The organism is Paenibacillus marinisediminis (genome assembly GCF_054343325.1).
Genome location: NZ_JBTGUH010000018.1, coordinates 36,289 through 55,885 on the forward strand (window position 1 = coordinate 36,289; position 19,597 = coordinate 55,885).

Consider the following 19,597-nt stretch of genomic DNA (forward strand, 5'->3'; position numbering starts at 1 on the left):
ACTTATTAAGGAGGAATTGTTCAAATGGCAAAGGCAAAATTTGAACGTACTAAACCGCATGTTAACATCGGTACTATCGGTCACGTTGACCATGGTAAAACAACTTTGACTGCTGCAATCACAACTGTACTTTCCAAGCGTTATGGTGGTGCTGCTATCGCATTCGACCAAATCGACAAAGCTCCAGAAGAGCGTGAGCGCGGTATCACAATCTCAACTTCCCACGTTGAGTATGAAACACCTAACCGTCACTATGCACACGTTGACTGCCCAGGACACGCTGACTATGTTAAAAACATGATCACTGGTGCTGCTCAAATGGACGGTGCGATCTTGGTTGTTTCCGCAGCTGACGGTCCAATGCCACAAACTCGTGAGCACATCCTTCTGTCCCGCCAAGTAGGCGTACCTTACATCGTCGTATTCATGAACAAATGCGACATGGTTGAAGACGAAGAATTGCTTGAACTCGTTGAAATGGAAATTCGTGACCTTCTTTCCGAGTACGAATTCCCAGGCGATGACACTCCAATCATCCGTGGTTCTGCTCGTGAAGCGTTGCAAAACCCTGATGGCGAATGGGCTGACAAAGTTGTTGAATTGTTCGAACAAATCGACACTTACATCCCTGAGCCAGAGCGTCAAACTGACAAGCCTTTCTTGATGCCTGTTGAGGACGTATTCTCCATCACTGGTCGCGGTACAGTTGCTACAGGTCGTGTAGAGCGCGGTACTGTTAAAGTCGGCGAAGAAATCGAAATCGTTGGTATCCACGAAGAAACTCGCAAGTCTGTTGTTACAGGCGTTGAGATGTTCCGCAAACTTCTTGATTCCGCTCAAGCTGGTGACAACATCGGCGCATTGCTTCGCGGTGTAGACCGTAAAGACATCGAGCGCGGTCAAGTATTGGTTAAGCCAGGTACAGTTAAACCTCACACTGAGTTCACTGCATCTGTTTACGTACTGACTAAAGAAGAGGGTGGCCGTCATAAGCCATTCTTCACAGGCTACCGTCCACAGTTCTACTTCCGTACAACTGACGTGACTGGCGTTATCGACCTTCCAGAAGGTACTGAAATGGTTATGCCTGGCGACAACATCACAGTAACTGTTAAATTGATCGCTCCAATCGCGATCGAAGAAGGTACACGCTTCGCTATCCGCGAAGGTGGCCGTACAGTTGGTGCTGGTGCAGTAGCAAGCATCCAAAAATAATTGAAGCTTAACGCTTCTTAAAGAGGAGTTACCCTACAGGTAGGTCACCTACTTACAGGGTAACTCCCTTTTTATATATTCATTACTTAGATCCAAACATTTTATTGATAAATTAATCACAGCAGGTGTCTTGTAAATACTGTAACATCCTATAATCATGCCTATTCTGTAAATATTCAAAGTAGTTGATTAATATTGCTGAATGCATAATGCAATGTGCTCTGTGGCTGTAAGGTGTAAATGGAGCATCAGAATATGAATTCCTTCTGTAAAAAAAGGAGAGTATCTTATGAGTAAATTTGCACGTTGGATGCCAGTTAAGCGGAACAAGCTACTTGCTTCCCCTAAGTCTGCATCAACTCAAGGTTCTGTGAGGTATTGGAAGTTAGATCTGAATAATCAGGCACGTGAAGGAAAAATTGTACTTGATCAAGATCATCCGCTAAGGTTGCAAATTGAAATGATTCAGCTGACGGAAGAGGATCTGTCCATTTTACGATGGATTAAGCCCTACATACTCGAATATATGGATGAGATGACTGAAAGCTTTTATAAAACGATACTCGGTGTAGATGAATTGAAGCTCATTATCGAGAAGTACAGCTCTATTGACCGTTTGAAGAAGACTTTGCGCCAACACATAGAAGAGATGTTCAACGGAATCATTGATGAGGAATACGTACAGAAGAGATTAATGATAGCTACGAAACATCTAAAGATTGGTTTAGATACAAAATGGTATATTGGAGCTTTTCATAATCTCCAAAGTGAATTGACAACAAATATCATTTTGCACATGCCCGATGCTGAGGCTGCGAACGAGGTAATCCGTGCAGTGAACAAAGTGCTCAACCTTGAACAACGACTTGTATTGGAAATCTATGAAGAACGGTTCAGAAAAGAACGTGAGCAGCAATACAATCAAGTCAAGAATGAACTGAAGAACAATATCTCGCATCTTAGCGAACAGCTCGCGCTGCTTACTCAAGAAACTAGCAATACGATAGAAGCACTCATCAAGAGAGGCGTAGAAATCAACGAGACAGTGAAAGAATCCTCTATATCTGCTCACGAGGCGGAAGATAAGGCAAGCGAAGGCGAACATTTGATGATACAGTTCAATGCGGGAATTCAAATCATTGAATCCAAGGCTAACGAAATGCATGAGAATGTTTCTACGCTTAAGGATACATCTAATCGGATTCGCACTATCGTCTCAGCAGTTAAAGAGATTGCAGATCAAACAAACCTATTGTCATTGAACGCTTCAATAGAAGCAGCCAGAGCCGGTGAACATGGGGCAGGCTTCGCGGTAGTCGCGAAGGAAGTGAACAAGCTGGCTACTCACACGAAACAAACAGTCGCGGATATTGAGAAATTGATAGGCAATTCAGCAAATGTAACGAATACGGTCATTCACATGATCACAGAAGTGAAAAATAATGTGGATGGTGTTCGTGAATGGACGGCAGTGACCAATGATGCATTTCGTGATATTGTTGAAAAATCGAGTATAAGCGCTTCTTCAATGAAGATGATGATGCACGAGATGAAAGAACTGATGGAGCTCATTCAGGGAATCGACGTATCTACGCAGGAAGTAGCTAAATCCGCTGAGGAACTTAACCAAACCACCTTATCATTATAATAGAAGAAACTGATATTACACTGATTGAATAGGGTGCGGTTGAATCCCAACCATTACCGTAGCTATTAGGTGATGCTTCATTATATAATGGCATAGTTCGATCACGAAATAAGCATCCCCGTTGTGCAAGCTTTCTAATCTCTGTTGTTTATGGACTAAATCATATAACAGCCTGAAAAATTAGAACAAAAGCTTGCATTTATGAGGGTGATTATATATAATAGTGAATGTTGTTCGTCGACGTTGCGATGAAGCGAGAGGTTACCGACACACCCGGCCCCTTTGCCATGGGTGGTGCGTAGGAAAATTTTCGCTGAGTATGTCCGATGCAAAATTGGGCGATTAAAGGAGGGAATATAATGGCAAAGCAAAAAATTCGTATCCGCTTGAAAGCATACGATCACAGAATTCTTGATCAATCCGCTGAGAAAATCGTTGAGACAGCGAAACGTTCCGGAGCTGGTGTTTCTGGTCCGATCCCGTTGCCAACGGAGAAGCAAATTATCACGATTCTTCGTGCGGTGCACAAGTACAAGGATTCTCGCGAGCAGTTCGAGATGCGCACTCATAAGCGTTTGATCGACATCGTGAATCCAACACCGCAAACGGTAGACGCGTTGATGCGACTGGACTTGCCGTCTGGTGTAGATATCGAAATCAAGCTGTAAGCTTGAAAAAATCGTAAGTACGGATTATGGAAAGGAAAAGAGGTGTCAACATGAAAGGTATCTTAGGAAAAAAACTCGGCATGACTCAAGTATTTACCGCTGAAGGTAATGTATTGCCGGTAACAGTAATCGAAGCTGGTCCTTGCGTCGTTTTGCAGAAAAAAGACGTTGAGAACGATGGTTACGAAGCTATCCAAATCGGCTTTGCTGATAAGAAGGAAAAGCGCGCAACTAAGCCGGAAATCGGCCATGCGAAGAAAGCAAACACAGCACCTAAGCGCTACGTTAAAGAACTTCGTGGTGTAGAACTTTCACAGTACGAAGTTGGCCAGGAGCTTAAGGCTGACATGTTCGCTGCAGGTGAATTCGTAGACGTAACAGGTATTTCGAGAGGTAAAGGATTCGCTGGCGTTATCAAACGTTGGGGACAAAGCACTGGTCCAATGGCACACGGCTCCCGTTACCATCGTGGTCCTGGTTCCATGGGTTCCATTCAAGCGAACCGCGTACCTAAAGGCAAGCGCCTTCCAGGTCACATGGGTGCAGAAACAATCACAGTTCAAAACCTTGAAGTTGTTAAAGTGGATACAGAACGTAACGTTATCCTCGTTAAAGGCTCCATCCCAGGTGCTAAAAACAGCTTCATTAACATTAGATCCGCAGTTAAAAAGTAATTGGTGAGGAAAGGAGGAGCTCAGAATGCCTAAAGTAGCAGTATACAACATCTCCGGTGCACAAGTTGGCGAGATTGAATTGGCTGATAGTGTATTCGGTATTGAACCAAACAAAAGCGTGCTTCACGAAGCAGTAGTTATGCAGCTTGCATCTCTGCGTCAAGGTACGCACAAGGTTAAAGGTCGTTCCGAAGTAAGAGGCGGTGGCCGTAAGCCTTGGAAACAAAAAGGAACTGGTCGTGCCCGTCAAGGTTCGATCCGTGCACCGCAATGGGTAGGCGGCGGTACTGTATTCGGACCAACGCCACGCAGCTATGCATATAAGCTTCCTAAGAAAGTTCGCCGTCTGGCGATCAAATCCGCACTTTCTTCCAAAGTGTTGGAAAATCAAATTATCGTACTTGATGAGTTGACAATGAACGCTCCGAAGACGAAAGAATTCCAAGCGATTCTGAACAACTTGAAAGTGGATCGCAAAGCGCTTGTAGTAGTACCTGAGTACAACGACAACGTGGCGCTCTCCGCTCGCAACATCCCATCCGTGAAATTGCTTGCGGCTGACGGAGTTAACGTATATGACGTACTTCGCCACCAGAAGCTCATCATCACAAAGGATGCGGTTTCGAAGGTAGAGGAGGTGTTTGCGTAATGAAAGACCCTCGTGATATCATTAAGCGTCCGATTATTACTGAGCGTACTGCAGATATGATGGATGATCTTAAATACGTATTTGAGGTTGAGATCCGTGCGAACAAGACGGAAATCAAGAATGCCATCGAGCAAATCTTCAAAGTAAAAGTTGCTAGCGTGAACACATTGCGCGTTCCAGCTAAGCCAAAGCGCTATGGTCGTTACAACGGTTACACAACAGAATGGAAAAAAGCATTCGTAACGTTGGCTAAAGACAGCAAGCCGCTTGAATTCTTTGAAACGGTATAAATAAACAAGTTCTGAAGTAAGGAGGGAAAATAAGTGCCTATCAAAAAGTACAAACCGACTTCCCCGGCTCGTCGTGGTATGAGCGTTTCTACGTTCGAAGAGATCACAACAAGCACACCGGAGAAATCGTTGTTGGCTCCACTTAGCAAGAAGGCGGGCCGCAATAACCAAGGTAAGATTACGATCCGTCACCAAGGCGGCGGTCACAAGCGTAAATACCGCGTGATCGACTTCAAACGTACAAAAGACGGCATTCCAGGCCGCGTTGCTACAATCGAGTATGATCCAAACCGTACATCGAACATCGCGTTGATCAACTACGCTGACGGTGAAAAGGCTTATATCATCGCTCCTAAAGGTCTTAAAGTAGACGATGTTATCATGTCAGGTGCTGGCGCAGATATCAAGATCGGTAACGCATTGCCGCTCGAAAATATCCCAGTAGGTACAGTTATCCACAACATCGAATTGCAACCAGGTAAAGGCGGTCAGCTCGTTCGCGCAGCTGGTACGGAAGCTCAATTGCTTGGTAAAGAAGATCGCTATGTAACAGTTCGCTTGTCTTCCGGCGAAGTTCGTAAAGTGTTGAAAGTTTGCCGCGCTACTATTGGAGCTGTAGGTAACGGAGACCACGAACTTATTAAGATCGGTAAAGCTGGACGCAGCCGTTGGTTGGGCAAACGCCCAGTTGTCCGCGGGGTTGTTATGAACCCGGTTGATCACCCACACGGTGGTGGTGAAGGTCGCGCGCCAATCGGCCGCAAATCGCCAATGTCTCCATGGGGCAAACCGACTCTCGGTTACAAGACGCGTAAAAAAGGTAAACAATCCGATAAATATATTGTTCGTAATCGCACGAAGTAATATTTGTCCGGTTAAATACTTGAGCAACGCAACAAGCGTTGCAAACAAGTCTCGCGAAGGGAGGATTTACACATGGGTCGCAGTTTGAAAAAAGGACCATTTATCGATGGTCACCTGATGAAGAAGGTAGAAGCGTTGAACGAAGGCGGCAAGAAAGTCGTTGTTAAGACTTGGTCCCGTCGCTCCACAATTTTCCCTCAATTCATCGGACATACGTTTGGGGTATATGATGGCCGCAAACACGTGCCTGTGTACGTAACTGAAGATATGGTAGGTCACAAACTCGGTGAGTTCGCTCCTACTCGTACGTACAAAGGTCATGATGATGATAAGAAAACGGGTAAACGATAAATCGAACTTAGCATTCGAGGGGAGGTACTACTATGCAAGCTAAAGCACATGCGAATAATGTTCGCATCGCTCCTCGCAAAGTCAAGCTCGTTATCGACTTGATCCGCGGAAAGCAAGTGGGCGAGGCAATCGCAATTTTGCGCCATACGCCAAAGTCGGCGTCCCCAGTGGTAGAAAAATTGCTTAATTCTGCGATTGCAAATGCAGAGCATAACTATCAAATGGACGTAAACAAGCTTGTTGTTGAGCAAGTTTACGCTAACGAAGGTCCGACAATGAAACGCTTCCGTCCACGTGCTATGGGACGTGCAAGCCGTATCAATAAGAGAACAAGCCACATCACGATCGTGGTATCCGAGAAATAAGGAGGGAAAACGTGTGGGTCAAAAGGTAAATCCCGTCGGATTACGTGTAGGTATTATCCGAGATTGGGAATCCAAATGGTACGCTGAAAAAGATTTCGGCACCTTGCTTATCGAAGACGTTAAGATTCGTGAGTTTCTGAAGAATAAACTGAAAGAAGCTGCGGTATCTAAAATCGAGATCGAACGTGCCGCTAATCGCGTGAACGTAACGATCCATACCGCTAAACCGGGCATGGTAATCGGTAAAGGCGGTTCCGAGGTTGAAGCACTTCGTCGTGAAGTAACTAAGATTGCTGGCGACAAGAAAGTACACATCAACATTTCGGAAATCAAAACTCCAGATCTGGACGCTATCCTGGTTGCTGAGAGCATTGCACAGCAATTGGAACGCCGCGTTTCTTTCCGCCGCGCGTTGAAACAAGCTATTCAACGTACAATTCGCTCTGGTGCGAAAGGTATTAAGACAGCGGTTAGTGGTCGTCTTGGTGGAGCTGAAATTGCTCGTTCGGAAGGTTACAGCGAAGGAACTGTACCACTTCATACGCTTCGCGCTGACATTGATTATGGAACGGCAGAAGCTCATACAACTTATGGCCGTATCGGCGTAAAAGTATGGATCTATCGTGGAGAGGTACTTCCTACGGCTAAGAAAAAGGCTGTTGAGGAAGGAGGCAACTAATCATGTTGGTACCTAAACGTGTCAAACACCGTAAACAACAACGCGGCAGCTTGAAAGGTCAAGCAAAGGGCGGTACAACAGTTCACTTCGGTGAATACGGTTTGCAAGCTCTTGAGCCAACTTGGATTACGAACCGCCAAATCGAGGCTGCGCGTATTGCAATGACTCGTTATATCAAACGTGGCGGTCAAGTATGGATTAAAATTTTCCCTGATAAACCAATCACGCAAAAGCCGCTTGAGGTTCGGATGGGTTCCGGTAAAGGTAACGTTGAGAAATGGGTTGCTGTAGTTAAGCCAGGCAAGATCATGTTCGAACTTTCCGGAGTATCTGAGGAAATCGCTCGCGAAGCTATGCGTCTTGCAGCGCACAAGTTGCCTATTAAGACGAAGTTCGTGAAGCGCGAAGAAATGGGTGGTGAAGCAAATGAAAGCTAATGAATTTCGTAACTTGACCACTGCTGAACTCGAACAAAAAGTTGTAGGATTCAAGGAAGAACTCTTCAACCTCCGTTTCCAATTGGCTACTGGACAGCTTGACAACCCAACACGCATCCGTGACGTACGTAAAGCAATTGCTCGTGCTAAAACGGTATTGCGCGAAAGAGAACTTGGGATTATCGGTTAAATAAAGTCGTGTCATGACTGACTATATTCATCCTGTTACCAGGAAGGAGGCATTACACTCATGAGTGAACAACGTAATGCACGTAAAGTGCAAATCGGCAAAGTTGTCAGCGATAAAATGGATAAAACAATCGTTGTAGCGGTTGAAACATACAAGAAGCATGATTTGTATCACAAACGCATCAAGTACACGAAGAAATTCAAATCGCATGACGAAAACAATGAAGCAAAAATTGGCGATACGGTTAAAATCATGGAGACTCGCCCGCTGTCCAAAGACAAGCGCTGGAGACTCGTTGAGATCGTTGAGAAAGCTGTTATCGTTTAATGGATCGGTAGTTTAACCGAAAGGAGGAAACCACAATGATTCAACCATTTTCACGTTTAGCTGTAGCAGATAACTCTGGTGCTAAAGAATTGATGTGCATTCGTGTCTTGGGTGGTACTGGACGTCGCGTAGGCCACATCGGAGACATCATCGTATGTTCTGTCAAGCAAGCAACACCAGGCGGCGTTGTCAAAAAGGGTGACGTTGTAAAAGCTGTTATCGTTCGTACGAAGCGTTCGGTTCGTCGTAAAGACGGTTCCTACATCGCTTTCGATGAGAATGCAGCGGTTATCGTAAAAGAGGACAAAGGACCACGCGGAACACGTATTTTCGGACCTGTTGCTCGCGAACTTCGCGACAAAGACTTCATGAAAATCGTTTCCCTGGCTCCGGAAGTTATCTAATTAGCTTGCCCGCTAGGCAAGACTCAGGAGGTGTAACACATGCCACGAACTAAAAAAGTTCTCGAGTCGCATAACAATAAATTGCACGTTAAGAAAGACGACACGGTTATCGTTATTACCGGTAAAGACAAAGGTAAAAAAGGCCGCGTCATCGCAGCGTATCCTCGTATGAACCGCGTTCTTGTAGAAGGCGTAAACATGGTTAAGAAGCATCAGAAGCCTAACCAAAGCAATCCACAAGGCGGAATCATCGAGCAAGAAGCTCCAATCCACGTATCGAACGTTATGCACGTGGATCCGAAGTCGGGCAAAGTAACACGTATCGGTTACAAAGTGTTGGAGAACGGCAAAAAAGTACGTGTTGCGAAACGCTCCGGCGAAATCATCGACTAATCGCTAAGAAAGGAGGTCCATTCTAAATGGCAACTCGTTTGAAAGAACGTTATTTGAACGAAATTACTCCTGCTTTGATGCAGAAGTTTAATTATACGACTGTAATGCAAGTTCCTAAAGTTGAGAAAGTCGTTATCAACATGGGTATGGGTGAAGCGGTATCTAACTCTAAGGTCTTGGACGTTGCAGTTGCTGAAATGCAGCTGATCGCTGGTCAAAAGCCAGTAATCACGCGTGCTAAGAAATCCATCGCTGGCTTTAAGCTTCGTGAAGGAATGCCGATCGGTGTTAAAGTGACTTTGCGCGGTGAGCGCATGTATCACTTCTTGGACAAATTGTTCAACGTTACACTTCCACGTGTACGTGACTTCCACGGTATCTCGAACAAGGCATTTGACGGTCGCGGTAACTACACACTCGGTTTGAAAGAGCAGATCATCTTCCCTGAGATCGAGTATGATAAAGTCGATAAAGTACGCGGTATGGACATCGTCATCGTAACGACAGCTAAGTCGGATGAAGAGTCCCGTGAACTATTGACGCAGCTCGGCATGCCTTTCGCGAAGTAATTCGTGAAACTCAGATAAGGTCATCGTTAATCGATGAATAGGATAAATGGACAATGAATTTGTCCGAGGACTATTCGTCCCGACAAATATCATAGGAGGTGTCAACACGTGGCAAAAACTTCGATGCTCGTCAAACAGCAACGTAAACCGAAGTTCAAAGTGCAAGCATACACTCGTTGCGAGCGCTGTGGTCGTCCGCATTCTGTGTTGCGTAAGTTTAAAATTTGCAGAATTTGTTTCCGCGAATTGGCATACAAAGGCCAGATTCCTGGCGTTAAAAAAGCAAGCTGGTAATATACCCTTTTTCGGGAAGGAGGTTCACACTAATGGTTATGTCTGATCCAATTGCAGATATGCTTACTCGCATTCGCAATGCAAATACAGTACGTCATGAAACAGTGGAAATGCCGGCTTCTACAATGAAGAAGCAAATCGCAGAGATCTTGAAGCGTGAAGGCTTTATCCGCGATGCTGAATACATCGATGACAACAAACAAGGGATCATCCGCATTTTCTTGAAATACGGAGCGAACAATGAGCGTGTTATCACTGGTTTGAAACGTATTTCTAAGCCAGGCCTTCGCGTGTACACGAAATCCAACGAGGTACCTCGCGTACTTGGTGGACTCGGAATCGCGATCATTTCTACGTCTAAGGGCGTAGTAACAGACAAAGAAGCTCGCCAAAGCAAATCCGGCGGCGAAGTTGTTTGTTACGTTTGGTAATAAACAGTAGAAGATAGGAGGTGCAGCCATGTCCCGTATTGGTCGCAAACCAATAAACGTGCCAGCTGGCGTAACCGTTACTTTGGATAACACAGTTATTACGGTTAAAGGACCTAAAGGATCCTTGACTCGTGAACTGCACAAAGATATGAAAGTATCGATCGCAGAGAACGAGATCTTGATCGAACGTCCTTCAGATAATAAAGTACACCGTTCACTTCATGGTACTACACGTACTGTAGTTAACAACATGGTAGTTGGTGTAACGGAAGGCTATGCTAAGACTCTTGAGCTCGTAGGCGTAGGTTACCGTGCAAACAAAACTGGCGATAAGCTCGTATTGAACGTTGGTTACTCTCACCCAGTTGAGTTCACACCAGAAGCAGGCATCGAGTTCGAAGTACCTGCACAAACGAAGATTATCGTTAAAGGTATCGACAAAGAGCGCGTTGGTGCTTATGCAGCTAACATTCGCGCCGTTCGTGAGCCAGAGCCGTATAAAGGTAAAGGTATCAAGTACGAAGGCGAACGCATCCTGCGTAAAGAAGGTAAAGCAGGCAAGAAGAAGTAAGATCTTGCCTAGCTCGCTTACCCGTGTAGCTTAATGGCTAAACTGAAGGGAGTGAAACAATCGTGATTACAAAAGGCGATAAAAACAAAGCTCGTTTGAAGCGTCACCTTCGTGTGCGTAAGAAAATTGAAGGAACGACTGCACGTCCTCGTTTGAACGTATTCCGTTCCTCTAAACACATCTACGCTCAATTGATCGATGATGTTAAGGGCGTAACAATCGCACAAGCTTCGACAATGGATAAAGAGCTTCGTGACCAAATTACGAACGGCGGTAATACTGAATCCGCTCGTAAAGTTGGGGAACTCGTAGCTAAACGTGCCAAAGAAGCTGGCGTTGAAGCTGTTGTATTCGACCGTGGTGGCTATCTGTATCATGGACGTATTCAAGCATTGGCAGACGCAGCTCGTGAAGCTGGTCTTGAGTTTTAAGAATTTAACAAAAGGAGGTTAACAACTTGCGAGTTGATCCAAATACGTTAGATCTGACTGAAAAAGTAGTTCAAATTAACCGCGTAGCTAAAGTTGTAAAGGGCGGACGCCGTTTTAGCTTTAGTGCTCTCGTTGTTGTCGGTGATGGCAAAGGTCATGTTGGCGCTGGCATCGGCAAAGCATCCGAAGTACCTGATGCAATCCGCAAAGGTATGGAAGACGCAAAGAAAAATCTCATTCACGTTCCTTTCGTTCGCACAACGATCCCTCACCAAGTAACTGGTAAATTCGGTGCAGGCTCAGTTCTTCTGAAGCCAGCAAGCGAAGGTACAGGGGTTATTGCCGGCGGTCCGGTTCGTGCCGTGTTGGAATTGGCTGGTGTAGGCGATATCTTGACGAAATCGCTTGGTTCCTCCAATGCAATCAACATGGTTAATGCTACGCTCGAAGGTCTGTCCCGCCTGAAAACGGCAGAACAGGTAGCTAAGTTGCGTGGTAAATCCGTTCAGGAACTGTTAGGATAAGGAGGGGACTACGATGGCAAAATTGCAGATTACCCTCGTTCGCAGTCTGATCGGTCGTCCAGAAACTCATCGTAAGACGGTGAATACACTGGGTCTGCGTAAAGTGAATCAAACGGTTGTTCATAATGACAACCCTGCGATTCGTGGTATGGTTAATCAAGTAAATCACTTGGTTAAAGTAGAAGAAATCGAAGGCTAAGATTTACTCTTAGCTTCAACATAAACAGAATGTTTGAAAAAGCATGTAAACAATGCAAAAATAATAAGGAGGTGCGATGAACGATGAAGTTACACGAACTTTCTCCAGCACCTGGTTCACGTCAAGAAAGCTTCCGCCGCGGTCGCGGTATTGCTTCCGGAAACGGGAAAACAGCAGGACGTGGTCACAAAGGTCAAAATGCTCGTTCCGGCGGTGGTGTTCGTCCAGGCTTTGAAGGCGGTCAAAATCCATTGTACCGTCGTTTGCCAAAGCGTGGTTTCTTGAACCCAACACGTAAAGAGTACTGCGTTGTGAACGTTTCTGATTTGAACCGTTTTGCTGCAGGTACAGAAGTAACTCCGGAATTGCTGATGGAACAAGGCATCGTTAAGGACCCAATGTTCGGAATCAAGATCTTGGGTAACGGAGACCTTTCTGTTAGCCTTGTAATCAAAGCTAACAAGTTCTCTCAATCTGCCGTAGAGAAGATCGAGGCTGCCGGCGGCAAATCCGAGGTGATCTAATGTTCAAGACTGTATCGAATATATGGCGAGTCGATGATCTACGACGTAAAATTATTTTTACGTTGTTGGTGTTGATCGTTTATCGCATCGGTGCCTTCATTCCGGTACCTGGTGTAGATACTTCGGTTTTTCAGACAGCCAATGACCAAGGGAATTTGTTCACATTGCTGAACACATTCTCTGGTGGCGCGTTATTTAAGTTCTCGATCTTCGCTCTTGGTATTATGCCGTACATCACGGCATCGATCATTGTGCAGCTTTTGACGATGGATGTCATCCCGAAATTTGCACAATGGGCGAAAGAAGGAGAAGTCGGTAAACGCAAGTTAGCTCAGATTACTCGTTACGGTACGGTAGTCTTGGGTCTGATTCAAGCATTCGGTACTGCTATTGGCTTTAACCGTATGTACGGCTTGGCAATGGTTCCGAATGCAACTTTTTCGAGTTACGTCGTGATCGCTATTGTCCTTACAGCTGGTACAGCTTTCCTCATGTGGCTTGGTGAGCAGATCACCGAGAAGGGGATTGGTAACGGCATCTCGATTCTCATCTTTGCTGGTATCGTGGCGGCATTCCCGCAACATATCATGGATATCTACCGTGATCAATTCGTTAACAACGAGGGACCACTGCTCCTTAGCATCACTAAAGTGATTGTTCTGGCGCTAGTAGTATTCCTTTTGATCGTTGCGGTTATCTTCGTTCAAGAAGGAAAACGCAAGATTCCTGTGCAATATGCGAAACGAGTTGTCGGCAACAAGATGTATGGCGGACAAAACACGCACATTCCACTTAAAGTGAATGGCGCGGGTGTAATCCCTGTCATCTTTGCATCGTCGTTATTGCTGTTCCCGGCTACGATCGCTCAGTTCTGGGCGGATCAAGCTTGGGCAAAATGGGTAAGTGCAAATCTAATGTATGATAAGCCGTTAGGCGCAGTACTATATGTCCTGCTGATCGTTGGATTCACTTTCTTCTATACATTCGTTCAAATGAACCCTCAGCAAATGGCGGATCAAATGAAAAAGAATGGTGGATACATTCCGGGAATTCGTCCTGGCAAAGCAACGGCGACTTACTTGACTCGCGTTATGACTCGTCTGACGCTGTCAGGCGCACTCTTCTTGTCGGCCATCGCAATACTTCCAGTTATCTTCGCGAAACTGGCTGGCTTGCCAAAGGGAGTACAGATCGGTGGTACCTCACTCCTCATCGTAATCGGCGTAGCGCTGGATACAATGAAGCAGATCGAGAGCCAGTTGATTAAGCGTCATTACAAAGGTTTTATCAATAAATAGGCATATAGGTTCTGATGGGGCCATCAAGGCACCTCGGCACCTATTGTGCTGTTTCTTGTAGAGCAGAGGCTTAACGAATGCCATCGAAAGCAATCCACTTCCGACGTAAGTTAAGCCTATGCTTATCATAAGGGGAGTGACATTCGATGAACATTCTATTCATGGGGCCTCCTGGGGCAGGTAAAGGAACGCAGGCTGAACGTATTGTTACGGAGTTCGGTATTCCTCATATCTCCACAGGCGATGCGTTCCGCGCAGCAATGCGTGAGGGTACGCCAATCGGCCTAAAGGCTAAGGAATACATTGATCAAGGTCTGCTCGTTCCGGATGACGTCACAGTCGGTGTCGTACGTGAACGTCTTGCGCAACCTGACTGTAATACTGGCTTCTTGTTGGATGGCTTTCCACGCACATTAGCGCAAGCGGAAGCTCTGGACGAAATGCTGGTATCGATGGGACGCAAGCTTGACCATGTCATCAACCTGAGCGTTGACCGTGAATTATTGCTGGCGCGTCTGACTGGTAGACGCATTTGCAAGTCTTGCGGCGCGACGTACCACGTCATATTTAACCCGCCACAGCAAGAAGGCGTATGCGATAAATGCCAAGGCGATCTGTACCAACGTTCGGATGATTCCGAAGAGAAGGTCGGCACGCGTCTTGACGAATATATCAATAAGACGGCTCCTTTACTTGATTATTACGAAGCTAAAGGCTTATTGCGTCAAGTTGACGGGGAGAAGGAAATCGATACGGTGACGTCTGAAGTCGTATCTTTACTGCGAGGTTAAACGAATGATCATTTGTAAGTCCGAAGTGGAACTAGGCTTTATGCGGGAAGCTGGGCGAATTGTTGCGGAAACGCACCGTCTTATGGCTCAACACATCGAACCAGGGATCACGACACGTGAACTAGACGCCATCGCGGAAAAGTTCATTCTAAGCCAAGGCGCAACTCCTTCATTCAAAGGATACAACGGTTTTTCCGGTAGCATTTGCGCATCAGTCAATGAAGAGCTGGTGCACGGTATACCTGGCAAACGCAAACTTAACGAAGGCGACATCATCAGCATTGATATCGGCGCGCAATATCGCGGATATCACGGTGATTCCGCCTGGACATATGGCGTCGGCACCATATCGGAAGCTGCTCAGCAGCTGCTCGATGTGACAGAGCGCTCGCTCTTTGCCGGACTTGAACTGGTCAAATCGGATGTACGTCTTTATACGGTATCCCACGCGATTCAGCGTGTAATCGAAGATGCGGGGATGTCAGTCGTGCGTGAGTACGTAGGTCACGGAGTCGGTACGGATCTTCATGAAGAACCTCAGATTCCGAATTACGGAGTTCCTAACCGCGGTCCTCGGTTGAAGCCGGGCATGACGCTCGCGATTGAACCGATGGTTATCATCGGGGAACGTCACACGAAGACATTGGCGGACAACTGGACGGTCGTTACGTTGGACGGATCGCTGTGTGCTCACTTCGAACATACAGTAGCCGTAACACAAGACGGTTGTGAGATTTTGACGAAGTTGCAAGAGTAGGTGAATGGGATGAGCAGCATTCCGGCACCACAGATTGGTCAATTCGTCAGAGTACGCCAAGGTCGCGATCACGGTAAGATCGCCGTCATCGTCGGTATAGCGGATGCAAAATCCGTCCACATTGCGGACGGGGACAAGCGAAAGTTTGACCAGCCAAAACGCAAAAATGTACTCCATCTGGAGCTGCAGGAAGCGATAAGCCATGAGGTCGTTCAAAGTTTAAGTGAAAGCGGACGGGTAACAAACAGTAAACTCCGTTACATCATAGCGAAGTACGCGGATAAACTGGCCGCTGCAAATGGGAATGAGAAAGGAGAATGACGTTGGCTAAAGAAGACGTGATTGAAGTTGAAGGAACGGTCATAGAGCCGTTGCCGAATGCTACGTTTCGTGTAGAGCTTGAGAATGGACATCAGATTCTTGCCCATGTTTCTGGAAAGCTGCGGATGCATTTCATCCGTATCCTGACTGGGGACAAAGTGGTCGTACAGTTGTCACCATACGATTTAAGTAAAGGTCGCATCACATATCGAAAGTAGTACTCGAGATTTTAAATAGCGCACTGCATGCACTTGCAGACCGTTCAGGATAATACTTGATGGTTTGACGCGTGCAACTTAAGGACTGGGAGGTTATCATCATGAAGGTAAGACCTTCTGTAAAGCCAATGTGCGAAAAATGCAAAGTCATTCGTCGCAAGGGTAATGTTATGGTAATATGTGAAAATCCGAAACACAAACAAAAACAAGGTTAAGAAGGGGGTGTAGCGTTAATGGCTCGTATAGCTGGTGTAGACTTGCCACGTGATAAACGCGTTGAGATCGCCTTGACATACATTTTTGGAATCGGGAAAACGACTTCCCAAAAAGTCATTGCTATGGCTGGTGTAAACAAGGATACTCGTGTTCGTGATCTGACTGAAGACGAGGTAAACGCAATTCGTGAAGCAATCGATAAGAATGTAAAGGTAGAGGGTGACCTCCGCCGTGAAATTTCCCTGAACATCAAGCGTTTGGTTGAGATTGGATGCTATCGTGGTATCCGTCACCGCCGCGGCTTGCCTGTTCGTGGTCAACGTACTAAAACTAATGCTCGTACACGTAAAGGCCCTCGTCGTACGGTAGCTAATAAGAAGAAGTAAGGAGGGATAAGTAGCAATGGCTAAACCGAAAAAAGTTGTACGTACAAAACGTCGTGACCGTAAAAATATTGAGTCTGGTGTGGCACACATTCGTTCCACATTCAACAATACGATCGTAACGATCACGGATCCACACGGTAACGCAATTTCCTGGGCAAGCTCCGGTAACTTAGGATACCGCGGTTCCCGTAAATCAACACCGTTTGCTGCGCAAATGGCTGCTGAATCTGCTGCTAAAGCAGCAATGGAACATGGAATGAAGACGGTAGAAGTTAGTGTTAAAGGTCCAGGTGCTGGTCGTGAAGCTGCCATCCGTTCCTTGCAAGCTGCAGGATTGGAAGTTAGCGCGATTAAAGACGTTACTCCAGTTCCGCACAATGGCTGCCGTCCACCAAAACGTCGTCGCGTATAATTGAACGCGTGGCACTTGTCGTATACAACTAACGCCTACTGGTAATAATGGTTGTTTAGGCAAACTACTGCACGATTCGACCGACCAAGGTGTTTTCACAGTTACGCCAGCGACGTTTTGAAGGAGGGTTATTAGTGATTGAGATCGAAAAGCCGAAAATTGAGACCGTAGAAGTCAGTGAAGATGGAACATATGGCAAGTTTGTTGTCGAGCCGCTTGAACGCGGTTATGGCACGACGCTGGGGAACTCCCTCCGCCGTATCTTGCTTTCATCTTTGCCCGGCGCGGCAGTAACATCCGTCCAAATCGATGGAGTATTGCATGAGTTCTCGACTATTCCAGGTGTCTATGAAGACGTTACGGAAATTATCTTGAACTTGAAAGCACTCTCCCTTAAGATTCACTCCGATGAAGAGAAGATTCTTGAAATCGATGCGGATGGCGAAGGTATTGTCACTGCCGGTGATATTCGTGCGGACAGTGATGTGGAAATTTTGAACCCGGATCTCCGCATTGCGACATTAGCTCAAGGTTCCAGACTCCATATGCGCATTTATGCGAATCGTGGACGTGGCTTCGTGCTCGCCGATCGCAACAAGAATGAAGACCAACCAATTGGTGTCATTCCTGTTGATTCGATCTATACGCCAATCTCACGCGTGAACTATGCAATTGAGAATACGCGTGTAGGGCAAGTAACGAACTACGACAAGCTTACGCTTGAGATATGGACCGATGGCAGTGTTCGTCCAGAAGAAGCAGTCAGCCTTGGTGCGAAGATTCTTACAGAGCATCTGATGCTCTTCGTAGGTCTTACGGACGAAGCGAAAGACGCGGAAATCATGGTCGAAAAAGAGGAAGACAAGAAAGAGAAAGTGCTCGAGATGACTATCGAAGAGCTCGATCTCTCTGTTCGTTCCTATAACTGCTTGAAGCGTGCAGGCATCAATACCGTGCAAGAGCTGATCACGAAGACGGAAGAAGACATGATGAAGGTCCGCAACTTGGGCCGCAAGTCTTTGGAAGAAGTTCAAGAGAAGCTTGAAGAGCTCGGTTTGGGTCTGCGAATGGAAGAATAATCGGGATCTGTTGACGAAGGAGGGGAAACTACATGGCATACCAAAAGTTGGGTCGTGATGCTAGTGCGCGTAAAGCTTTGTTCCGCGACATGGTAACCGACTTGTTCCTATACGAGCGCATTCAAACAACTGAAGCGAAAGCGAAAGAAGTTCGCTCTATTGCTGAAAAGCTCATCACTAAGGCGAAGCAAGGTGACTTGCACGCTCGCCGTCAAGTGGCTGCATACGTACGTCGCGAAACGGTTGATGGTGAAAAAGACGCTATCCAAAAGCTGTTCACGGAGATTGCACCTCGTTATGCAGAACGTCCGGGCGGTTATACACGCATCTTGAAACTTGGACCACGCCGTGGCGACGCTGCGCCTATGGTGTACTTGGAACTCGTTGACCGTGCGTAAGTGCGGTTTGATGCATTAACATCCGCACATAGCGGCTTGAAAGAGAGCTCCCCTTGAGGAGCTTTTCTTTTTATCGCATCGTGTGCACATCAAGAAATCCCATGTCTTACATGGCGTATGTATGATGGAGGCAAGCATGAGAAATGTGGCTATGACCGTTGCTTACGAGGGGACCGCATACTGCGGATTTCAGATCCAACCGGATCTGAATACCGTTCAGGGTCAGATCGAAGCAGCTATTGCGAAGTTAACACGAGAACAAATCACCATATCGGCATCAGGTCGCACTGATGCAGGTGTGCATGCGCAGGGACAAGTGTTTAACTTTCACACGTCATCCACTATTCCAATTAAGCGATGGGCGCTTGCACTGAATACGTGGCTACCGGATGATATCGTCATCACGAATGCGTGGGAAGTGCCGCTCGACTTTGATTCTCGTTACTCGGCGAAGCGCAAGACGTATCGTTACACGATATGGGCAGAGCGGCAGCCGGATCTGTTCCGGAGGCATCTAGAGTATCATCATCATCAGCCGCTTCGGATATATGCTATGCGTGAGGCGTTAAAGTATCTCTTAGGTGAGCATGACTTTACGTCTTTCGCTTCGCCGAAATCAACTAAGCGAAACCATGTACGTACGCTGTATGATGCAAGGCTGGAAGTTGAACCAAGCCCGACCGGTGAGGCTGGGCGGGGGAGAATCCACCTGTATGTGACAGGGAGCGGTTTTCTGTATCAGATGGTCCGGATCATTGTTGGGACCCTGCTCCGTATTGGAGAAGGAAAGCTGAAACCAGAGGACATGGAAGGTATACTTGCAGCACGCGATCGCAGTGCTGCAGGTCCTACCGCCATGCCTCATGGGTTGATGCTATGGCATGTGAGTTATGATGAAGAGAATCCGCATTCGATTGCAGATTCCAATGAATCTCTATAAAAAACACATTGCTTATTGGACATTGTTATTGTATAATAATATTTGTGTTTCTTTATGGCTTCCCACGGCCCCCAATAAAGAAAC

Annotated in this window: 34 protein-coding genes; all 34 read left to right on the forward strand. The window is 46.3% G+C overall.

Features of this window, described 5'->3' with window-relative positions:
- Positions 1 to 24 precede the first annotated feature (24 nt).
- The 34 genes from tuf (at position 25) to truA (ending at position 19,513) form a co-directional block, all read left to right on the forward strand.
- Entirely contained in the window at positions 25 to 1,215 is a 1,191-nt protein-coding gene (gene tuf / locus ACXX53_RS22110; protein WP_458570862.1) for an elongation factor Tu, read from the forward strand.
- 289 nt (positions 1,216 to 1,504) lie between these two features.
- Positions 1,505 to 2,863, forward strand: coding sequence for a protoglobin domain-containing protein (locus ACXX53_RS22115; RefSeq protein WP_458570863.1), 1,359 nt, complete (start codon positions 1,505 to 1,507; stop codon positions 2,861 to 2,863).
- A 359-nt stretch (positions 2,864 to 3,222) separates the two neighbouring features.
- Positions 3,223 to 3,531, forward strand: a complete 309-nt coding sequence (gene rpsJ, locus ACXX53_RS22120; protein ID WP_005544556.1) for a 30S ribosomal protein S10 — start codon at positions 3,223 to 3,225, stop codon at positions 3,529 to 3,531.
- A 50-nt stretch (positions 3,532 to 3,581) separates the two neighbouring features.
- Positions 3,582 to 4,205 (forward strand): 50S ribosomal protein L3, encoded by a 624-nt coding sequence (rplC, locus tag ACXX53_RS22125; RefSeq protein ID WP_458570864.1) that lies wholly within the window; start codon positions 3,582 to 3,584, stop codon positions 4,203 to 4,205.
- A 25-nt stretch (positions 4,206 to 4,230) separates the two neighbouring features.
- Positions 4,231 to 4,854: a 50S ribosomal protein L4 gene (rplD, locus tag ACXX53_RS22130; RefSeq protein ID WP_458570865.1), complete on the forward strand. Its 624-nt coding sequence runs from the start codon at positions 4,231 to 4,233 to the stop codon at positions 4,852 to 4,854.
- Positions 4,854 to 5,144 (forward strand): 50S ribosomal protein L23, encoded by a 291-nt coding sequence (gene rplW / locus ACXX53_RS22135; RefSeq protein ID WP_458570866.1) that lies wholly within the window; start codon positions 4,854 to 4,856, stop codon positions 5,142 to 5,144. The genes rplD and rplW overlap by 1 nt, the downstream gene beginning before the upstream one ends.
- Before the next feature lie 33 nt (positions 5,145 to 5,177).
- On the forward strand, positions 5,178 to 6,008 hold the full coding sequence (rplB, locus tag ACXX53_RS22140) for a 50S ribosomal protein L2 (protein ID WP_458570867.1): 831 nt from the start codon (positions 5,178 to 5,180) through the stop codon (positions 6,006 to 6,008).
- A gap of 72 nt (positions 6,009 to 6,080) precedes the next feature.
- Positions 6,081 to 6,359: a 30S ribosomal protein S19 gene (gene rpsS / locus ACXX53_RS22145; RefSeq protein WP_458570868.1), complete on the forward strand. Its 279-nt coding sequence runs from the start codon at positions 6,081 to 6,083 to the stop codon at positions 6,357 to 6,359.
- 32 nt (positions 6,360 to 6,391) lie between these two features.
- Positions 6,392 to 6,724, forward strand: a complete 333-nt coding sequence (gene rplV / locus ACXX53_RS22150) for a 50S ribosomal protein L22 (RefSeq protein ID WP_458570869.1) — start codon at positions 6,392 to 6,394, stop codon at positions 6,722 to 6,724.
- A gap of 13 nt (positions 6,725 to 6,737) precedes the next feature.
- Positions 6,738 to 7,403, forward strand: coding sequence for a 30S ribosomal protein S3 (gene rpsC / locus ACXX53_RS22155; protein WP_458570870.1), 666 nt, complete (start codon positions 6,738 to 6,740; stop codon positions 7,401 to 7,403).
- 2 nt (positions 7,404 to 7,405) lie between these two features.
- Entirely contained in the window at positions 7,406 to 7,840 is a 435-nt protein-coding gene (gene rplP / locus ACXX53_RS22160) for a 50S ribosomal protein L16 (protein WP_458570871.1), read from the forward strand.
- Positions 7,830 to 8,030, forward strand: coding sequence for a 50S ribosomal protein L29 (rpmC, locus tag ACXX53_RS22165; RefSeq protein WP_458570872.1), 201 nt, complete (start codon positions 7,830 to 7,832; stop codon positions 8,028 to 8,030). The genes rplP and rpmC overlap by 11 nt, the downstream gene beginning before the upstream one ends.
- Positions 8,031 to 8,090: 60 nt before the next feature.
- A complete protein-coding gene (gene rpsQ / locus ACXX53_RS22170; RefSeq protein WP_458570873.1) occupies positions 8,091 to 8,357 on the forward strand; it encodes a 30S ribosomal protein S17 in 267 nt (88 codons plus the stop codon).
- Positions 8,358 to 8,392: 35 nt separating this feature from the next.
- The gene (gene rplN / locus ACXX53_RS22175; RefSeq protein ID WP_458570874.1) at positions 8,393 to 8,761 is read left to right on the forward strand and encodes a 50S ribosomal protein L14; all 369 of its coding nucleotides are present in this window, start codon (positions 8,393 to 8,395) and stop codon (positions 8,759 to 8,761) included.
- 39 nt (positions 8,762 to 8,800) lie between these two features.
- Positions 8,801 to 9,154, forward strand: a complete 354-nt coding sequence (gene rplX, locus ACXX53_RS22180; protein ID WP_458570875.1) for a 50S ribosomal protein L24 — start codon at positions 8,801 to 8,803, stop codon at positions 9,152 to 9,154.
- Positions 9,155 to 9,180: 26 nt separating this feature from the next.
- Positions 9,181 to 9,723 (forward strand): 50S ribosomal protein L5, encoded by a 543-nt coding sequence (gene rplE / locus ACXX53_RS22185; protein WP_458570876.1) that lies wholly within the window; start codon positions 9,181 to 9,183, stop codon positions 9,721 to 9,723.
- Between the two features lie 108 nt (positions 9,724 to 9,831).
- Entirely contained in the window at positions 9,832 to 10,017 is a 186-nt protein-coding gene (locus tag ACXX53_RS22190) for a type Z 30S ribosomal protein S14 (RefSeq protein WP_458570877.1), read from the forward strand.
- Between the two features lie 32 nt (positions 10,018 to 10,049).
- Entirely contained in the window at positions 10,050 to 10,448 is a 399-nt protein-coding gene (rpsH, locus tag ACXX53_RS22195; protein WP_458570878.1) for a 30S ribosomal protein S8, read from the forward strand.
- A gap of 28 nt (positions 10,449 to 10,476) precedes the next feature.
- A complete protein-coding gene (rplF, locus tag ACXX53_RS22200; protein WP_458570879.1) occupies positions 10,477 to 11,019 on the forward strand; it encodes a 50S ribosomal protein L6 in 543 nt (180 codons plus the stop codon).
- A 62-nt stretch (positions 11,020 to 11,081) separates the two neighbouring features.
- A complete protein-coding gene (rplR, locus tag ACXX53_RS22205) occupies positions 11,082 to 11,450 on the forward strand; it encodes a 50S ribosomal protein L18 (RefSeq protein WP_458570880.1) in 369 nt (122 codons plus the stop codon).
- Positions 11,451 to 11,476: 26 nt separating this feature from the next.
- A complete protein-coding gene (gene rpsE, locus ACXX53_RS22210) occupies positions 11,477 to 11,974 on the forward strand; it encodes a 30S ribosomal protein S5 (protein WP_458570881.1) in 498 nt (165 codons plus the stop codon).
- Positions 11,975 to 11,987: 13 nt separating this feature from the next.
- The gene (gene rpmD / locus ACXX53_RS22215) at positions 11,988 to 12,173 is read left to right on the forward strand and encodes a 50S ribosomal protein L30 (RefSeq protein ID WP_458570882.1); all 186 of its coding nucleotides are present in this window, start codon (positions 11,988 to 11,990) and stop codon (positions 12,171 to 12,173) included.
- Between the two features lie 83 nt (positions 12,174 to 12,256).
- Positions 12,257 to 12,697, forward strand: a complete 441-nt coding sequence (rplO, locus tag ACXX53_RS22220; RefSeq protein ID WP_458570883.1) for a 50S ribosomal protein L15 — start codon at positions 12,257 to 12,259, stop codon at positions 12,695 to 12,697.
- Positions 12,697 to 13,995 (forward strand): preprotein translocase subunit SecY, encoded by a 1,299-nt coding sequence (gene secY, locus ACXX53_RS22225; protein WP_458570884.1) that lies wholly within the window; start codon positions 12,697 to 12,699, stop codon positions 13,993 to 13,995. Before rplO ends, secY begins: the two co-directional genes overlap by 1 nt.
- 146 nt (positions 13,996 to 14,141) lie before the next feature.
- Entirely contained in the window at positions 14,142 to 14,786 is a 645-nt protein-coding gene (locus ACXX53_RS22230) for an adenylate kinase (protein WP_458570885.1), read from the forward strand.
- A 4-nt stretch (positions 14,787 to 14,790) separates the two neighbouring features.
- Complete coding sequence (gene map / locus ACXX53_RS22235; RefSeq protein WP_458570886.1) at positions 14,791 to 15,543, forward strand: type I methionyl aminopeptidase; 753 nt, start codon at positions 14,791 to 14,793, stop codon at positions 15,541 to 15,543.
- A 9-nt stretch (positions 15,544 to 15,552) separates the two neighbouring features.
- Complete coding sequence (locus ACXX53_RS22240; protein ID WP_458570887.1) at positions 15,553 to 15,864, forward strand: hypothetical protein; 312 nt, start codon at positions 15,553 to 15,555, stop codon at positions 15,862 to 15,864.
- A gap of 2 nt (positions 15,865 to 15,866) precedes the next feature.
- Positions 15,867 to 16,082 (forward strand): translation initiation factor IF-1, encoded by a 216-nt coding sequence (infA, locus tag ACXX53_RS22245; protein WP_006676514.1) that lies wholly within the window; start codon positions 15,867 to 15,869, stop codon positions 16,080 to 16,082.
- A gap of 101 nt (positions 16,083 to 16,183) precedes the next feature.
- On the forward strand, positions 16,184 to 16,297 hold the full coding sequence (rpmJ, locus tag ACXX53_RS22250; RefSeq protein WP_037291536.1) for a 50S ribosomal protein L36: 114 nt from the start codon (positions 16,184 to 16,186) through the stop codon (positions 16,295 to 16,297).
- Positions 16,298 to 16,315: 18 nt separating this feature from the next.
- Entirely contained in the window at positions 16,316 to 16,684 is a 369-nt protein-coding gene (gene rpsM, locus ACXX53_RS22255; RefSeq protein ID WP_458570888.1) for a 30S ribosomal protein S13, read from the forward strand.
- Between the two features lie 16 nt (positions 16,685 to 16,700).
- A complete protein-coding gene (gene rpsK, locus ACXX53_RS22260; RefSeq protein ID WP_458570889.1) occupies positions 16,701 to 17,096 on the forward strand; it encodes a 30S ribosomal protein S11 in 396 nt (131 codons plus the stop codon).
- A gap of 134 nt (positions 17,097 to 17,230) precedes the next feature.
- On the forward strand, positions 17,231 to 18,175 hold the full coding sequence (locus ACXX53_RS22265; RefSeq protein ID WP_458570890.1) for a DNA-directed RNA polymerase subunit alpha: 945 nt from the start codon (positions 17,231 to 17,233) through the stop codon (positions 18,173 to 18,175).
- A gap of 32 nt (positions 18,176 to 18,207) precedes the next feature.
- Complete coding sequence (gene rplQ, locus ACXX53_RS22270; RefSeq protein ID WP_458570891.1) at positions 18,208 to 18,573, forward strand: 50S ribosomal protein L17; 366 nt, start codon at positions 18,208 to 18,210, stop codon at positions 18,571 to 18,573.
- A gap of 136 nt (positions 18,574 to 18,709) precedes the next feature.
- The gene (truA, locus tag ACXX53_RS22275) at positions 18,710 to 19,513 is read left to right on the forward strand and encodes a tRNA pseudouridine(38-40) synthase TruA (RefSeq protein WP_458570892.1); all 804 of its coding nucleotides are present in this window, start codon (positions 18,710 to 18,712) and stop codon (positions 19,511 to 19,513) included.
- Positions 19,514 to 19,597: the final 84 nt, after the last annotated feature.

Coding starts and splice junctions, on each gene's coding strand:
- rplD (WP_458570865.1), top strand. CDS start 4,231: ATGCCTAAAGTAGCAGTATACAACATCTCCGGTGCACAAGTTGGCGAG.
- ACXX53_RS22230 (WP_458570885.1), top strand. CDS start 14,142: ATGAACATTCTATTCATGGGGCCTCCTGGGGCAGGTAAAGGAACGCAG.
- rplE (WP_458570876.1), top strand. CDS start 9,181: ATGGCAACTCGTTTGAAAGAACGTTATTTGAACGAAATTACTCCTGCT.
- rpsQ (WP_458570873.1), top strand. CDS start 8,091: ATGAGTGAACAACGTAATGCACGTAAAGTGCAAATCGGCAAAGTTGTC.
- ACXX53_RS22240 (WP_458570887.1), top strand. CDS start 15,553: ATGAGCAGCATTCCGGCACCACAGATTGGTCAATTCGTCAGAGTACGC.
- rpsS (WP_458570868.1), top strand. CDS start 6,081: ATGGGTCGCAGTTTGAAAAAAGGACCATTTATCGATGGTCACCTGATG.
- rplN (WP_458570874.1), top strand. CDS start 8,393: ATGATTCAACCATTTTCACGTTTAGCTGTAGCAGATAACTCTGGTGCT.
- rplP (WP_458570871.1), top strand. CDS start 7,406: ATGTTGGTACCTAAACGTGTCAAACACCGTAAACAACAACGCGGCAGC.
- rpsJ (WP_005544556.1), top strand. CDS start 3,223: ATGGCAAAGCAAAAAATTCGTATCCGCTTGAAAGCATACGATCACAGA.
- rplW (WP_458570866.1), top strand. CDS start 4,854: ATGAAAGACCCTCGTGATATCATTAAGCGTCCGATTATTACTGAGCGT.
- tuf (WP_458570862.1), top strand. CDS start 25: ATGGCAAAGGCAAAATTTGAACGTACTAAACCGCATGTTAACATCGGT.
- rpmJ (WP_037291536.1), top strand. CDS start 16,184: ATGAAGGTAAGACCTTCTGTAAAGCCAATGTGCGAAAAATGCAAAGTC.
- rpsH (WP_458570878.1), top strand. CDS start 10,050: ATGGTTATGTCTGATCCAATTGCAGATATGCTTACTCGCATTCGCAAT.
- rpmC (WP_458570872.1), top strand. CDS start 7,830: ATGAAAGCTAATGAATTTCGTAACTTGACCACTGCTGAACTCGAACAA.
- rplF (WP_458570879.1), top strand. CDS start 10,477: ATGTCCCGTATTGGTCGCAAACCAATAAACGTGCCAGCTGGCGTAACC.
- rpmD (WP_458570882.1), top strand. CDS start 11,988: ATGGCAAAATTGCAGATTACCCTCGTTCGCAGTCTGATCGGTCGTCCA.
- truA (WP_458570892.1), top strand. CDS start 18,710: ATGAGAAATGTGGCTATGACCGTTGCTTACGAGGGGACCGCATACTGC.
- rplV (WP_458570869.1), top strand. CDS start 6,392: ATGCAAGCTAAAGCACATGCGAATAATGTTCGCATCGCTCCTCGCAAA.
- rplQ (WP_458570891.1), top strand. CDS start 18,208: ATGGCATACCAAAAGTTGGGTCGTGATGCTAGTGCGCGTAAAGCTTTG.
- rpsM (WP_458570888.1), top strand. CDS start 16,316: ATGGCTCGTATAGCTGGTGTAGACTTGCCACGTGATAAACGCGTTGAG.
- rplO (WP_458570883.1), top strand. CDS start 12,257: ATGAAGTTACACGAACTTTCTCCAGCACCTGGTTCACGTCAAGAAAGC.
- secY (WP_458570884.1), top strand. CDS start 12,697: ATGTTCAAGACTGTATCGAATATATGGCGAGTCGATGATCTACGACGT.
- rpsK (WP_458570889.1), top strand. CDS start 16,701: ATGGCTAAACCGAAAAAAGTTGTACGTACAAAACGTCGTGACCGTAAA.
- rplX (WP_458570875.1), top strand. CDS start 8,801: ATGCCACGAACTAAAAAAGTTCTCGAGTCGCATAACAATAAATTGCAC.
- map (WP_458570886.1), top strand. CDS start 14,791: ATGATCATTTGTAAGTCCGAAGTGGAACTAGGCTTTATGCGGGAAGCT.
- ACXX53_RS22115 (WP_458570863.1), top strand. CDS start 1,505: ATGAGTAAATTTGCACGTTGGATGCCAGTTAAGCGGAACAAGCTACTT.
- rplC (WP_458570864.1), top strand. CDS start 3,582: ATGAAAGGTATCTTAGGAAAAAAACTCGGCATGACTCAAGTATTTACC.